The 15,523-nt window shown below is 47.1% G+C and carries 10 protein-coding genes; all 10 read left to right on the top strand.

From position 1 onward, the window contains the following. The first annotated feature begins 1 nt into the window (after position 1). The 10 genes from QVC79_RS02945 to QVC79_RS02900 all read left to right on the top strand — a co-directional run bounded on the left by QVC79_RS02945 (position 2) and on the right by QVC79_RS02900 (position 15,458). Complete coding sequence (locus tag QVC79_RS02945; protein WP_270593867.1) at positions 2-697, top strand: DUF4843 domain-containing protein; 696 nt, start codon at positions 2-4, stop codon at positions 695-697. 22 nt (positions 698-719) lie between these two features. Then, a complete protein-coding gene (locus QVC79_RS02940; protein WP_270593868.1) occupies positions 720-2,243 on the top strand; it encodes a PKD-like family lipoprotein in 1,524 nt (507 codons plus the stop codon). Positions 2,244-2,392: 149 nt separating this feature from the next. Next, positions 2,393-3,334, top strand: coding sequence for an ABC transporter ATP-binding protein (locus QVC79_RS02935; protein WP_270593869.1), 942 nt, complete (start codon positions 2,393-2,395; stop codon positions 3,332-3,334). Positions 3,335-3,345: 11 nt separating this feature from the next. Next, the gene (locus QVC79_RS02930) at positions 3,346-5,646 is read left to right on the top strand and encodes a Gldg family protein (protein WP_270593871.1); all 2,301 of its coding nucleotides are present in this window, start codon (positions 3,346-3,348) and stop codon (positions 5,644-5,646) included. 25 nt (positions 5,647-5,671) lie between these two features. Next, positions 5,672-6,607 (top strand): ABC transporter ATP-binding protein, encoded by a 936-nt coding sequence (locus tag QVC79_RS02925; protein WP_151411472.1) that lies wholly within the window; start codon positions 5,672-5,674, stop codon positions 6,605-6,607. Positions 6,608-6,615: 8 nt separating this feature from the next. Next, on the top strand, positions 6,616-8,904 hold the full coding sequence (locus tag QVC79_RS02920; protein ID WP_270593874.1) for a Gldg family protein: 2,289 nt from the start codon (positions 6,616-6,618) through the stop codon (positions 8,902-8,904). Positions 8,905-9,053: 149 nt separating this feature from the next. Continuing rightward, on the top strand, positions 9,054-10,385 hold the full coding sequence (locus tag QVC79_RS02915) for an SWIM zinc finger family protein (RefSeq protein WP_270593876.1): 1,332 nt from the start codon (positions 9,054-9,056) through the stop codon (positions 10,383-10,385). After that, positions 10,369-11,841, top strand: a complete 1,473-nt coding sequence (locus tag QVC79_RS02910; protein ID WP_270593877.1) for a DUF5691 domain-containing protein — start codon at positions 10,369-10,371, stop codon at positions 11,839-11,841. The genes QVC79_RS02915 and QVC79_RS02910 overlap by 17 nt, the downstream gene beginning before the upstream one ends. A 116-nt stretch (positions 11,842-11,957) precedes the next feature. After that, positions 11,958-13,037, top strand: coding sequence for an ATP-binding protein (locus QVC79_RS02905; RefSeq protein ID WP_270593878.1), 1,080 nt, complete (start codon positions 11,958-11,960; stop codon positions 13,035-13,037). A gap of 117 nt (positions 13,038-13,154) precedes the next feature. Further along, positions 13,155-15,458 carry a DUF5682 family protein gene (locus QVC79_RS02900; protein WP_270593879.1) on the top strand — a complete coding sequence of 768 codons (2,304 nt, stop codon included), beginning with the start codon at positions 13,155-13,157 and terminating at the stop codon, positions 15,456-15,458. The last annotated feature ends 65 nt before the right edge of the window (positions 15,459-15,523 follow it).

Here is a 15,523-nt window from a genome sequence, read left to right as displayed (position 1 = left end):
TATGAAAAATAAAATATTAACCATATTAGCATTGGCCCTTTTATCGATAGGGTGTGATAAAAGGGAAATTCCCACGTATAACACGGGAAGGCATTATATCGAATTTGAAAATGCGACGGTCGATTCTACTATTTTCACGTTTATCTATCATCCATATGATGAATATTACGACCTTCCGGTTGCCGTGAAGATTGCCGGACAGGATGCAGATCGGGATTTAATTTATAAGATATACGTGGATGAGGAACTTTCCACGGCGGAAACCAAACACTACACTCTGCCGGAGAAGACGGTTATTCGTCAAGGATTTTACCATGATACCTGTTATATTCGCCTAAACAAAACGAGCGATCTGGATAGTAAGAAGGTAAGACTCGTGATTCGTTTGGAAACGACTTCTGATTTAGCGATAGGTAAATTGGAGAATTCTGTGGCTATTATCCAATTTTCGAATACCGTTGATCGGCCGGAATGGTGGGATTCTAACGTGGAACAATATTACTTGGGAACTTACTCGCAGAAGAAATTTGTTCTATTCCTTCAAGTGACAGAGGCTGACCTGACGGGGGCAAGCGACAGCGAGAAACGAGCTTATGCTTTGGAATTTAAGCAATACCTGATTGACCATCGCGGGGAACCGGAAACGATAGACGAGAACGGGCAACCCATGACAGTTCCGGTGTTAGGTTTGGAGTAATAATAGTTTGATAAAGATGAGTATGAAAACAATAAAACTATTTTTAGGATATTTGATAGCAATAATAATGCTATATTCCTGTATTGACGATGAGGGGAATTATGATTACACGGAATTAAAAACCGTGGTGATCAGTAATGTATCCAGTAATTGGTCAACCCCTCTGGGTGAAGAATATGTTATTACCCCGGTTATTGATTATGGAGGTGCAGATTCTACCGAATTTGTTTATGCATGGGTAAGCGAGATTCAGGAGGAATGGAGTGATACTATTTCAAGAGAGAAAGTGTTACGATATACTTTTAAGGAAATTGCACGTTACATGACCGTATTCATCGTGGAGCATGTACCGACCGGTTCATTGACATCGAAACAGATTGATATTAACACGGTATCACGTTATTCCACGGGGTGGACAATTTTATCCGAACAAAATAATAAATCTATTTTGAGTTATGTTCGGGCCGAGCAAGCGGGTGAAAATGAAATAACCTATAATCTTTTTGAAAATATTTACACGGAACTCCGTGGAGATGATTTGGGAACCGGGCCAATCCGCTTGGGACGACATTTTTCTAGTGCAAGTGATGAGATTCTGGTTATCCAAGAAAGTGGTGCTGTAGAAATAAGTGGTCTTGATTTCTCGAAAGTGATTACCACGAAAGAGGAATTTGTAAAAAAAGACTATCCTTCTGGTTTTGTACCGAAACAAGCGGAGTATGGCAGTCGGTTAGAGGCTATTTTAGGAACCGATGGAAATCTTTATACCCGAATAAACCCGAATGGAAGTTTTCAAGTATGCCAATATAATGATGTTCCTGCGATTAGTAATGCTAAAATTGCTAATATGTACTACTGTGCGTATTTGGGTTATATTTATATGTATGATGAATTGAACCACCGAATGATGGGTATGTATGATAGTCCTCAGCTATATACGGAGAAAATCATCTATGTTAGTATGCATCCGGATAGTACGCATTTGCCAACTTTTACTCCAATAAATAATATGGGCGAAGGTACTCAAGTGATGTATATTGATTCGTATAGCGTGGAAGGTGCTTCCGGGAGAGATTTCGTGCAGATTATTAAAAAAGGGTCTGATTATTATTTCCAAACCTATAAAGCTGCTTTTCCTGCTTTAGGTGATGCGAACCTGTATGTCTATGGTGGTAAAGAAGAATTGTTTGTCGGGAATGGTTACGTGAACGATAATTCTAAATATTGCATGGATGGGAGTTCGTACTTCTATTTTACGGCGGGAAATGTTCTTTACTATTGGGATCGGGTGAGTAAGGTTGAGCCGTACTACACGTTTCCCGGTGGAGCCACAATTTTGGATATAGAGCGTTACGCTTACGAGGACAGGGAGGAAATAGCGGTAGGTCTGGATAACGGAGAATTCTATATACTGGATGCGTCTTTCGAGGCTATGACTGGTCAGAAGGAAAAAGTGCTGTTCAAAGCCGAGAATTTGGGACGTGTCGTGGATGTGCAGTATAAATACGGAAATTCGTCTAATTTTAATCAACAGTCAAGACAATAATAATAATTAATTCTATCGTGAGGAGGTGAGTTGAAAGCGATGTTTTTAACTCCCTCACACGATGAATATTGGATATGATTAAGGGATTGTAGAAACAATCTCTAAGGGAGTGTTGTGTATAAAAAATAAGTCATTGTAAAAAGAAATTTATGGAAGAACCAATTGTAAGAGTGGAGCATTTATCCCATCGCTATAGTGTTCAGTGGGCGATCAGGGATATAAACTTCGAAATTAACCAGAAGGGGATTTTGGGGCTTTTAGGCTCGAACGGGGCGGGGAAGTCGACCACGATGAATATTATCTGCGGGGTATTGAACCAGACGGAAGGAACGGTTTATATTAATGGTATCGATACCCGTAAGCAACCCGTGGAGGCCAAGAAGTACATCGGTTTTCTGCCACAGAAACCGCCATTGTACACGGATCATAACGTGAGTGAATACCTCACGTATTGCGCTCATCTGCGGCTGATGGATGACCGGGAGGTGAAGGCCGCCGTGGAATCGGCCATGAAACGTTGCGGGATCGCTCATTTTAGCAAGCGGCTCGTGAAGAACCTTTCGGGTGGGTATCAACAGCGCTTGGGAATAGCGCAGGCCATCGTGCATAACCCGAAATTGGTGGTGCTGGATGAACCGACAAATGGTTTGGACCCGAACCAGATCTTGGAAATCAGGGATTTGATTCGGGAGATTGCGCAAGATCATGCCGTTTTGCTTTCCACTCATATTTTGTCGGAAGTAGAGGCCATTTGTCAGAATATTAAAATGATAGAACACGGTAATTTGATCTTTTCCGGGACACTTGATGAATTTCATGACAGTGTTAAATCCAATACTTGTATTGTGAAGTTGGAGAATGCTCCTGCGGAAGGGGAATTAGGAAATATTCCGGGAGTGATCAAGGTGAAGAAACTCGATGAACATTCTTTCCGGTTGCAGCTCGAACAGGAAGGAGAAGAGGTGGCCAAACGAGTTGCGGAAATTTGTGTGAACCGGGGATGGAGGTTGAGCGAGATGCAGATGGAAAAGGTATCCATGGATGAGATTTTTGCTCAGCTATCGGGAAAACGAGTGGTTGATAAATTTTAATGTTACAGGATATGAAAACAATATATAGAATAGCGAAATCAGAACTAAACTCTTTATTTTGTTCCCCGATAGCTTGGTTAGTGCTGGTCATCTTTACTTTTCAGATGAGCATGACTTTCACGGACAGGATTATATGGGAATTGAAAGATTTTGTCATCAATAACCGGGAAAAGGATGGAATGACGGCTTATTTTCTGCTTACCGGTTTCGGTACGCCATTATTTCCCGGTGTACTTTCCTATTTGTATCTTTATTTTCCGTTGTTGACGATGGGATTGATGAGCCGGGAATTTAGTAGTGGATCCATTAAATTACTATATTCTTCGCCGATTACTAGCACGCAGATCGTGTTGGGGAAATATTTGTCGATGATGCTCTACGGGTTGATCATGCTAGCGATTGTTACGGTTTACGTGGTTTTTTACATGTGCGTGCTGAAGGACTTTGATTATCCCGTGGCGATTACCGGATTGATAGGTATTTACTTGATCATGTGCCTTTATTCAGCTGTGGGATTGTTTGTTTCCTGTTTAACCTCGTATCAAGTCGTGGCGGCTATCGGTACGTTTGCGGCGTTAACCATTTTGCAGGTTATTGGCGGAGTTTTACAAGGAGTGGATTTCTGGAGAGATATAACTTACTGGATTTGTAGTGGACCTCACGGCCCGATAGCCGGGTTAATTAATAGTGGTGACGTGTTATACTATTTGTTAATGCCTGCGCTGTTTATCGGGATGTCCATCATGAAATTGCAGTTTGCTCGGCAGAGTAAACCGTGGTACACGAAAGTGGTGAAGTATTTGGCTTTGGTGGTCGTGATCGTGGGGATTGGTTATGCAACTTCCCGACGAAACACAGTATGTATTACGGACCTTTCCCGTGACGAACAGTTGACACTAACTCCAAAGAGTCGTGATATACTGGAACGTTACAAAGGGCAGGAACTAACACTGACAACCTATGTCAACATCATGGACGAACATACGGCTGCCAGAATGTTCCCGAAGAGTCGGATTGGGGATATGTCCGTGTTCAGCAAATATTACCGTTTCAAACCGGACATGAAGTTCAAATACATTTATTATTACGATCACGTGTTGAACGGGCATTCCTGTTGTGCGCCGGGAGAAGATCTGGAAGAGGCTGCCCGTAAACAAGCCAAGGTGAACGGGTTGGATTTTGATGATGTGCTTTCTCCCGAGGAAATACGGAAGATTCATGATTTAAGCGGTGAAAATAATCAAGTTGTCCGTACGCTTGAGGATAGCGAGGGAAATTGGACCTATTTGCGAATGTTCAATGACCTGAATCCTTACCCGAGTGAACAGGAAATATCTGTTGCCCTGTTGCGCATGAAGGATGGAGCCGTGAAAATGGGTTCTCTCTACGGACATGGTGAACGGGAAATGAACAAAAGTGGGGATCGGGAGATCGGGTGGCTTTTCACGAATGGTTCCGGTCGCGGGTCGTTGATTAACCAAGGTTTTGATCCGGTAAGCGTGCCGCTCACGGAAGAGTGGGCGATCCCGGATGACGTGCAAATCCTTTTAATTATAGACCCGAAAGAACCTTTTTCTGCGGTGGAACTGGAAAAAATCCGTGCTTACGTGGCAAGCGGGCGCCATTTGATCCTCGCAACGGATGTTAATCGTTCGGGGGTGACGGGGGAATTACTCGAGGATTTTGGGGTGAAGGCTTTACCCGGAATGTTGATACAACCTCGTAAAGATGAGGACCCGACGAATATTAACGCTGTTTTCACGCCACAGGCAGGAGCGATTCACCCGACGTTCGCCCAGTGGGCAAGCCGCAACTACCCGTTGAGCATGACGGGGGCCGTTGGGTTGAGTTACACGATGGATAAAGGGTATAACGTTGTACCGTTAGTGGTTTCACCGGTAGGTTCATGGACCGAGTTGGAAACGATGGATTTCGAGGGGGAAGTCCCGGTGTTTAACCCGAAAGCAGGGGAAATCAATCAACAGTTACCCGTGGTGCTTGCCTTGACCCGCCAATTGAACGGGAAGGAGCAGCGTATTTTGATTTTCGGAGATGCTGACTGGATGACGACCGGGGAGTTTAGCAAGAGTAGATATTATGGAGTGGCAAACGGGCCGTTGACAACGCTTATGTGTAGCTGGATGGCTGATTATCAATACCCGACTTATTTTCTTCGCCCGGCACAACCGGATAATCACTTGAAATTGTCCTACCAGTCACGGGGGACCTTGAAGGTGGCGTTTGTTGTTGTCTTCCCGGCCGTGATCTTGTTGTTATATCTTTTGGTGTGGTTTAAGAGAAGAGGTAAGTAGTAATTATTAAATGATAAAAAAAGATATGGAATCTATTGTAAAAGTAGAGCATTTGTCCCATCGTTACACGGTGGATTGGGCAATTCAAGATATAAATTTCGAGGTGAACCGGAAGGGAATCTTGGGATTATTGGGATCTAACGGGGCGGGAAAGTCCACGACGATGAACATTATCTGCGGCGTGTTGAATCAAACGGATGGCACGGTGTATATTAACGGTATTGATACTCGCAAGAATCCCGTGGAGGCAAAAAAGAATATCGGTTTCCTACCGCAGAAACCACCCTTGTATTCGGACCACACGGTTGATGAATATCTTGAATTTTGTGCGGAATTGCGATTGATGGAACCCAAGAAAATCAAGCAAGCTGTAGAGATGGCCAAGGAACGGTGCGGTATCGCTCATTTCAGCAAGCGGTTGATCCGTAATCTTTCCGGCGGGTATCAACAACGTTTGGGAATAGCGCAAGCCATCATACATAGTCCTAAATTCGTGGTGCTGGACGAGCCGACGAACGGGTTGGACCCGAATCAAATTCTTGAGATTCGCAAGTTGATCAAGGAGATTGCTGTTGATCATGCCGTTTTGCTTTCCACGCATATCCTGTCGGAAGTGCAAGCCATGTGCGACGATATCAAGATGATAGAACACGGGCATCTGGTCTTTTCCGGGACGCTGGAAGAATTCGATAATTACGTGAAACCGGACACGTTTATCGTGAAACTTGACAACCCGCCTGCCGACGAGGATATATTGGCTATCCCCGGGGTGACACGTCTCAAACACTTGGATCGAAACACCTTGAGAGTGCAGTTTGACAAGCGGGACGACATCACCGAGGTGGTGGCCGACACGTGTGTGCGTCATGGTTGGGGATTAAGCGAGATTACGTTGGAAAGAATCTCTTTGGAAGAGATTTTTGCCCAGTTGTCAGGAAAAAGATTGATCGATAAATTTTAATAAACGTTATGAGAGTAATATATAAAATAGCAAAATCGGAGTTAGGTACACTCTTTTATTCTCCGATAGCTTGGTTAATCCTAGTCATATTTGTATTTCAGGTTTTTGGTAGTTTTGCGAACTTACTGGAATATACCGTTAACGCGAAAACTCTTGGACAAATGCAGGGGTACCAGAGTTATATGCTTTTCGTGATCGGTGGTTTCGCCCCTTATACAACCATCCAATCTACCCTTTATCTTTACATTCCCTTGTTAACAATGGGGCTTATGAGTCGGGAATATAGTAGTGGTTCTATTAAATTACTTTTTTCTTCCCCAATCAGTAGTTTGCAGATCATATTGGGAAAATACTTTTCCATGTTGATTTATGGGCTGATCATGATGGGGAGCGTGTTGGTACTGGTGGTCGTGGCGTTTTTCTCGATCAAAGATTTTGATCTTTCGCTCGTACTTTCCGGTTGGTTGGGCTTGTACTTGCTCATGGCGACATACGCGGCTATCGGGCTTTTCATGTCGACCTTGACTTCTTACCAGATCATTGCGGCTTTAGGAACGTTAACTTTCATTAGCTTTTTAAACTTTATCGGTAGCTTGTGGCAACATATTGAGGGGGTGCGTGAAGTGATGTATTGGTTCTCGCTTAAAGGACGTGCGGATGAATCTATCCGGGGATTGATTTGTAGCGAGGATATACTTTATTTTATTCTCGTTTCGGGAATGTTCCTCGGGTTCTCGGTGCTGAAACTGCAATTTGCTCGTCGGAGTTGTTCCATGAGCGTGAAAGTGGGCAAATACGTGGGATTGGTAGCCTGTGTTGCCCTACTCGGGTATGTCTCCACGATTCCTCAATTGAAGTGTTTCTACGATGCTACGGCTAACAAGGATCGTACGATCACCCCGAACAGTCAGGAAATACTGAAACAGGTGGACGGAGGCTTGACGATTACTTCTTACGTTAATCTCCTTGACAAGTTTGGCTATCTTGGAATGCCATCCAATTGGTTTAATACCCGGAATATCTTCGAGACATTTACTCGTTTCAAGCCGGAGACGAAGTTGAAAAGCTATTATTATTACGATAATAGTGCAGGGATGAATCTTTCCCGCAAGGAAATGGATAAGGCAATAGAGAGACTCGTGCTGACTTCCGATATTAATCCCAAAAGCATACTCACCCCGGAACAGATGAGGGAGAAGATCGACCTCTCTGCCGAGGAATACCGCTACGTGTTCTTGATCGAGCGGGAGAACGGGCAGAAAGCTTTCCTACGTATGTTCGATGATCAGGGAAAGTATCCTTCCGAGGCGGAGATTTCCGCCGTATTGAAGACGATGGTAGCCGAGAGTCCGCATATTGCTTTCTTGAATGGACATGGCGAACGCAATATTTATGATGGTTCCGGGGTAAATTATACCTCGTTCACGACAGTTCTTGATTCAAGAGGTGCGTTGGTCAATCAAGGGTACACGCCCTACACGCTCACGCTGACGGAAGGGGGAGATATTCCATCGGATGTGGATGTACTCGTTATCGCCGATTTACGGAAAGCTTTGACGGATGATGAATTGATTCAAATTAAACGATATATCGAACACGGGGGAAACTTGGTGGTGATCGGGGAACCGCGTCGGCAGGAGTACATGGCACCCGTGCTGGAACAATTGGGCCTCGCTTTTGTTCCCGGTGTGCTGGTGCAGCCTCGTGAGGGGTATGTTGCTGATTATCTTTGGGCAACATTCACACCGGAAGGGGCAAGTTTGGAACCTATTTTTGCCCGTATGGTGGAGTTGGGTAATGTCCTCACGATGCCTTCTGCGGCAGCTATTTGCGAGACGGAAAATAAGGGATTCGAGGTGATTCCCGTGTTCACGACGGCAACTCACGGGTGTTGGAATGAACTGGAAACAAAAAACTTTACTCTCGAAGAACCCTGTCTAAACACGGCTTTGGGCGAGGAGGAAAAAGCCTATGTGACTGGTTATGCCTTGCGTCGTGACGTGAAAGGAAAGGAACAGCGTGTCTTTGTGCTTGGGGATGCCGATTGTATCAGTAATGGGGAGCTCGGAGCAAATCGAGAGTTCCGTCGCTCGAATTATGCACTTACGGATGGAATGTTTCGTTGGCTTGTTTACGATGAGTATCCTATTGATGTCAGTCGTCCTGCGGCCAAGGATAATGACACGTACCTGACCCCGGGAGGATTTGCGTGGATCAAGATATTCTTGCGTTGGATATGTCCAGTACTGATCGTGGTGTGTGGTTGCGTGATCTGGGTGATGAGGCGGATGAAGTAAAGTAAGTGTTTCTGATCATACAAAGATTCAGGTTTTAGCCGTAGGATGGCTGATACCTGAATCTTTTTTTAGTAGATAATGGTTGAAGGTGTTTCAAGTCTCGGATTAAGCGTTAAATTTGTCGGAATGGATATTGAAATTTGGAGTACATGCAATTATCAGAAGATCAAATTATAAAATTGGCCCCGGATGCGGCATCCGTGAAAGCCGGGAAGGGATTGGCCTCGGCAGCGAAATGGGTGTTGCGGGGAGCGAGTGACCGGGCGTTATGGGGGCATTGTCAGGGAAGTGGTAAGAATCCCTACCAGACGCAGGTCGATTTGCAGAATATCGCTTTCAAATGTTCGTGTCCCAGCCATAAGTTTCCTTGTAAACACAGCTTGGGGCTTTTGTTTTTATATGCTTCTCAACCGGATTTATTCACGACAGGGGAAGAACCCGATTGGGTGAAGGAGTGGTTGGAGAAACGTGCGGGGAAAGTGACGGAGAAGAAGGAAAAAGCGGATAAACCCGTGGATGTAGAGGCTCAAGCGAAGAGGCAGGAGGCTCGACACAAAAAGGTGCTGAACGGTGTGGACGATTTGCAAGGGTGGTTAAAGGACCTTGTGCGAAGTGGTCTGTTAAACGTTCCGGAGCGGGCGCAAGCCCTGTTTGCCGGGATTTCCAAGCGTATGGTCGATGCACAGGCTCCCGGTTTGGCGGGGATGATGCGGCAGTTACAGGAGATTCATTATTTCGGTGAGGACTGGAAGTACGAGCTGACGGCGGGAGCAAGCCGGGCGTACCTCGTGGCGGAAAGCTACAAGCACCTCGATCAGTTGTCCCCGGAATGGCAGGATGAAATCCGTACTCTCGTGGGATACCCGCAGGCCAAGGAGGAGGTGTTGGCTAACGGGGAACAGGTTTCCGACGATTGGTTGGTTGTTGCCTCGGAAAGTCTGCAACAAGATCGGTTGACGGTAGAGTACAATTGGTTGTACGGCCGACAAACCTGTCGTTATGCGCTCTTCTTGCAATTCTTAACACCGGGAGCTTTGACGGAAACCGCTTTATTACCGGGTAGTGTTGTTGCGGCTGATGTGGCGTTTTACAAGGGCGTGACCCCGACCCGGGTATTATTCCGTGAACAGAAAGGTACAAGAGAACCCTTTATCCCATCCGGAAAAGGATGTTGTGCGGGATTGGCAGAGGCCATGCAAGTCTATCGGGAGAGTATGACCCGTAATCCTTTCACGTATGAAGTACCCGTGTTGGTTAGCGAGGTACGCCTTGTGATGCACGAAAAACAGGTGTGGATTAAGGATAGCAACGAGTATCTGATTCCGTTAACCTTGGGTGAGGCCGGCAAATTGAAAGGTTTTGCCGTGACCGGCGGACGGGAATTCACGGGGTTCTTCCTTGCCGGGGAGCGGTCATGGAGAGTGTTATCGTTATGGATAGAAGATAAATATTACACGTTAAGCAATGAGTATAACGGATAATGTCATAAATATAGCCTTGTTGGGAACGGCTAACCGGGAGATGACTTCCGGCGAGTTACCGGAAGAGCTTGCCGGGACGTTGGAGCGGGTAAAAGAGAACGCTACAGACGGGGAGGAGGTCTTCTATAAGGGGGCTGCGGCTTTTTTCGCTTACTATCGTTCGGGTTTGGAACCTTTGAAGTTAAAAGATCCTGTTCCAGTTTCAGAGGCTGGGCCGGAAATGCGGCCTTATGTCGGTCAGAAAGCGGCCGCAATACTAAGTATTTTGCTGGGGGAAAAGTATGCTAATATGTTGCTTTTTTGGTACCGGAAAGCGGCAGAGCGGGAACAGTTGATTCCGCCGGAATATTTGCCCCAAGTGCTGACACGGGTATTTCAACCGGGGAGCCAGACGGCAAAACGGGAGCGGCAATTACTAATCTCTCTGGTGGGTAACCGGGGACGTTGGTTATTACCCATTATGGGATATGCCGCTTTGCAGGAAGAGGATGATGATACGTGGGAAACGGCCACTCATGCTGACCGGAAACTGATACTTTCACGGGTACGTCGTGAGAATCCTGCCCGGGGTATCGAGATGTTACGTGCTGAATGGAAAAACGAGTCTGCCCAGCATCGTGCGGAGTTTCTGGCTTGTCTGGAGACTGGTTTGTCGGTAGCGGATGAGGATTTTTTAGAGGAAGTACGGGGTGGTGACCGGAGTTCTACCGTGCGGGACGAGGCGCTGCGTCTGTTACGTATGATCCCGGAATCCCGAATCTTGCACTTGTTTGCCGAGACGTTAAAGAAGCATTTGCATTATCGTCGTTTGCTTGGTTGGTCTGTGGATCCGATTGCTTACACGGAAGAATTCAAGAAGTTAGGAATAAACGAAGTGAGTAGTAATAAAGGCGAGAGCGACAGTGATTATATCCTGCGACAAATGGCACAATGTATGCCTTTGTCCTTTTGGTGCGAGTTTTTCGATTGTGATCCGGAGACGGCAGCTCAGCGGATGCGTAAATCACCCCCTTTTTCAAAACATATTTACTTGACGGACACGATACTGGGTTATAAAGACCGGGATTGGGCTTACCACGTGCTGAAAGATGAACGGGTACTTCAGTCATCCGACTTGATGCAATTGGTTCCCTTACTATCCGTGGAACAGCGGGAGCAATTGAATTTAAGCGGGAAAGCCGACCGGAATTTTTATATCAGTCAATGGTTCGGCGAGGATGACGGCGAGTGGGGAGAGAAATTCTCCCGGGGCGTGTTGAAGATGATTTACGCCATGGATTATTGTTATTACGATCGTCCGACTTGTGAGGCGCTGGCTTTACGCCTTCCTGCCTCGATGTATGATTACGTGTCCACTTTAGGGGCGTCACGGGAGAGTAGTGCTAGCCACTGGGAGTTCACGGTTCGTTTGCAACAACTGTTATTGATGAAAAAGGAAATAATACAAGCGTTTTAATTTTAGATTTATGATTTTAGATTTTAGATTTCAGCCGCACGGGGCTAGCGCTTTTTAAAGGATTCTTTCATCTAAAATTGTTTGGGTATAAGAGACAAATATCAAAAAGTAAAAATATGGGTTTATTATTAAGACAACACGCGGAACAGCAATTCGAGGAAGAGTTGCACGAGTTAAAGAAGAACGAGACAAATAAAGTACCGGAAAACTGGCAACTATCCCCGCAATCGGTGGTTACCTACCTGATGGGCGGGAAACTGGCAAACGGTTTCGAGGTGACCCCGAAGTATATCGGGCATCGTCGTTTGATGGAGATCGCCGTGGCCACGCTGGTCACGGATCGGGCATTATTGTTGTACGGTCTGCCGGGTACAGCCAAGAGCTGGGTAAGCGAGCATCTGGCGGCGGCCATATCCGGAGATTCTACCTTGATCGTGCAGGGAACGGCAGGGACGGGCGAGGAGGCTATCCGTTACGGGTGGAACTATGCCAAGTTATTAGCCGAAGGTCCCAACGAGGGGGCTCTTGTACAAACTCCCGTTATGCGTGCAATGAAGGATGGTAAACTGGCCCGTATCGAGGAGTTGACCCGTGTCGGTTCGGACGTTCAGGACACGCTGATCACGATTCTTTCCGAGAAGACGTTGCCTATTCCCGAGCTGGATCGTGAAATACAGGCTATCCGGGGCTTTAACGTGATCGCTACTGCCAATAACCGGGACAAGGGTGTAAATGATTTGTCAAGCGCTCTAAAACGCCGTTTCAACACGGTAATCCTGCCTTTGCCCGACACGATCGACGAGGAAATCGACATCGTGCGTCGCCGGGTGGAGAGTTTTGAGGCCGTTATGGACCTTCCGGCAGAGAAACCTGCATTGGAAGAGATTCGCCGAGTGGTTACCATTTTCCGGGAGTTACGTCAGGGAGCAACCGAAGATGGTAAGACCAAGTTGAAAACTCCCAGTGGTACGCTGAGTACGGCCGAGGCCATCTCCGTCGTGAATAACGGTTTGGCCATGTCCGGGTATTTCGGTGATGGCCGGTTAAACGCCACGGACCTTGTATCGGGAATTATCGGGGCGGTTGTGAAGGACCCCGTGCAGGATCAGGTGATATGGCAGGAGTACCTTGAAACGGTCGTGAAGGGACGCGATGGCTGGAAGGACATCTACCGGGCATCTAGGGAAATGTTATAGTGACTAGTTTTAGATTTAGAAATCGGATTGATTCGGTGATTTAGTGATTTCCGATTCGGTGATTGTAGAATCACGGAATCATGTAATCGACAATCACGTAGTCATTTAATTTATACAATGGTTGATGGAATACATTTTTTAGGCATACGACATCATGGGCCGGGGTCTGCCAAGAACGTGCGAGCGTACTTGGAAGAACTGGAACCCGATGTTATTTTATTGGAAGGTCCCCCGGAGGCGGAGCCGCTTTTGCCGGGAGTACTTCATGAGCAGATGAAACCGCCCGTGGCCTTGCTGGCGTATCAGCCCGACGAGCCTCGACGGGCCGTGTTTTATCCTTTTGCCGAGTTTTCACCCGAATGGCAGGCCATGTGCTATGCCATGAAAAAGGAGGTGTCATTACGCTTTTTTGACTTACCTTTGGTGCATCATTTAGCTCTTTGGAAAGAACGGGAGGAACAAGCCGTGGCCGGGAAAACCGGCGAAGAGGGGGAGTGCGATGAAGTACAGGGGGAGGCGTCCGCAACCGAGACCCCGGAAGAAGTTCGGGTAGTTGACGTTCCGGAATTACTGCCCGTTGATCCTTTTGCTCATCTGGCGAAAGCGGCCGGGTACGATGATCCGGAATTGTGGTGGGAAGTGAACTTTGAGAATCGTCAGCGTAACGAGGAGGTGTTTGCCGCCGTGAAAGAGGCTGTTTCGGTGTTACGGGAGTATTTCCCCAAGACCGATCGGGAGACTTTGTTGCGGGAGGCGTGGATGCGTAAGATGATCCGGGCTGCCCAAAAAGAGGGTTTCAAACGTATAGCCGTGGTGTGCGGGGCTTGGCACGTGCCGGGTCTGGAGAAGATGCCCACGCAGAAAGAAGACAACGAGTTATTGAAGGGATTACCGAAAGTGAAGGTGGAGTGTACGTGGATTCCGTGGACCTACGATCGGTTGTCTTTCCGGAGCGGTTACGGGGCGGGAATCGTTTCCCCGGGGTGGTACGATCATTTGTGGCATTATCCGGATGACGATGGAACCCGTTGGATGAGCAAGGTGGCCGCCCTTTTCCGGACGAAAGGAATGGATATTTCCGTGGCTCACGTGATCGAGGCCGTGCGTTTGGCACAAGTTGCAGCCGCGTTACGCGGTTTGCCCCGTCCTTCTTTGGAGGAATACAATGATGCCGTGACCACGGTGATGGGATTCGGTGATCCGATTCTGTTACAAGTGATCCGGGAGGCCTTGGTGATTAGTGATCGCATGGGGAGCGTACCGGATGATGTGCCTAAAGTTCCTCTTCTCGTGGATGTAGAGAAGTTATTGAAACGCTTGCGCTTACCCCTCACGACCGAGGTGAAGGAATTCCAGCTGGATTTGCGGAAACCGATGGATTTGGAGCGGAGTATCTTTTTCCACCGCCTGAACTTGCTCGGTATAAAGATGGCCCGTCCGTTACGGGTTGACGGGAAGGGGACTTTCAAGGAGGCTTGGTCCGTTTATTACGAACCGGAGCAGACCCTTGCCGTGATCGAGAAGGCCGTGTGGGGAAATACTTTGTCCGAGGCAGTTATCGCATATAACACCCATTTGTCGAAAGACATCACGTCTATATCCGAGTTGGTGGACTTGCTGGAACGGGTGATTCCCGCGGATTTGCCCGCTCTCGTGGAAGAAATGACTTCCCGGCTGGATGCGCTTTCCGCCTCGACAACCGATGTGCTGGAGATGATGAAGACCATCCCCGGTATGGTGAACGTGGTTCGTTACGGGAGTGTGCGGAACTTGGATTACGGGAAGGTTAACGATATGTTGAACGCCATGATGGCCCGTGTGCTTGCCGGGGGAGTGCTGGCTTGCACGAACGTGGACGAGGATGCGGCAGCAGAGGTCATGGAGCGATTGGTGGCTGTCGATTACGCTATGGCCACGGCGAACCAACCGGGATTGATGGAGATGTGGACGGAACTGGTGAATAAGATCCGGGAAGCACGGGGTTCTCATCCCTTGTTGTCCGGTTATTGTACTCGTTTACTGCGGGATAAGAATATCCTTGGATACGAGGAAACGGCCCAAACGTTGAGTTATTACACGTCTCCCGGGAACACGGCATCCGACACGGCATTTTGGTTTGAAGGATTCCTTAAATCATCGGGTACTATCTTGTTGCTGGACGATCAGTTATGGGGTTTGGTGAATAGTTGGTTGGCCACTCTGAACGACGGGAGTTTCATGGAGTTATTGCCCATACTCCGCCGAACTTTCAGCGAGTACAGCCTGCCGGAACGTCGTAAACTCGGTGAGAAAGCCAAGGGAACTTCTGCCGTGAAACGGGTAAACGCGGAAAGCGAGGCGTTTAACGGTGAAGATGCCCGGAAGGTAATTCCGTTGATTGAGCGGTTATTAGGCATTTGGAACGAGAAAGGTAAAAGATAAAAACTAAAAGATAAAAGTAGGAAATCAAAAAACGTTGGCCTGTGTAGGAGGAATTTAAAATCTAA

Origin of the sequence: Butyricimonas sp. (assembly GCF_019423355.1) — a bacterium.
GTDB classification, from domain to species: Bacteria; Bacteroidota; Bacteroidia; order Bacteroidales; family Marinifilaceae; genus Butyricimonas; species Butyricimonas faecihominis.
Note: the sequence above shows the minus strand (reverse complement) of the source record. Positions and strands in the feature narration are given on the sequence as shown.

What these genes read in the sequence shown, in the direction of transcription:
- QVC79_RS02930 (WP_270593871.1), top strand. Translation starts at nt 3,346, where the DNA reads ATGAAAACAATATATAGAATAGCGAAATCAGAACTAAACTCTTTATTT.
- QVC79_RS02915 (WP_270593876.1), top strand. Translation starts at nt 9,054, where the DNA reads ATGCAATTATCAGAAGATCAAATTATAAAATTGGCCCCGGATGCGGCA.
- QVC79_RS02920 (WP_270593874.1), top strand. Translation starts at nt 6,616, where the DNA reads ATGAGAGTAATATATAAAATAGCAAAATCGGAGTTAGGTACACTCTTT.
- QVC79_RS02925 (WP_151411472.1), top strand. Translation starts at nt 5,672, where the DNA reads ATGGAATCTATTGTAAAAGTAGAGCATTTGTCCCATCGTTACACGGTG.
- QVC79_RS02945 (WP_270593867.1), top strand. Translation starts at nt 2, where the DNA reads ATGAAAAATAAAATATTAACCATATTAGCATTGGCCCTTTTATCGATA.
- QVC79_RS02900 (WP_270593879.1), top strand. Translation starts at nt 13,155, where the DNA reads ATGGTTGATGGAATACATTTTTTAGGCATACGACATCATGGGCCGGGG.
- QVC79_RS02910 (WP_270593877.1), top strand. Translation starts at nt 10,369, where the DNA reads ATGAGTATAACGGATAATGTCATAAATATAGCCTTGTTGGGAACGGCT.
- QVC79_RS02905 (WP_270593878.1), top strand. Translation starts at nt 11,958, where the DNA reads ATGGGTTTATTATTAAGACAACACGCGGAACAGCAATTCGAGGAAGAG.
- QVC79_RS02940 (WP_270593868.1), top strand. Translation starts at nt 720, where the DNA reads ATGAAAACAATAAAACTATTTTTAGGATATTTGATAGCAATAATAATG.
- QVC79_RS02935 (WP_270593869.1), top strand. Translation starts at nt 2,393, where the DNA reads ATGGAAGAACCAATTGTAAGAGTGGAGCATTTATCCCATCGCTATAGT.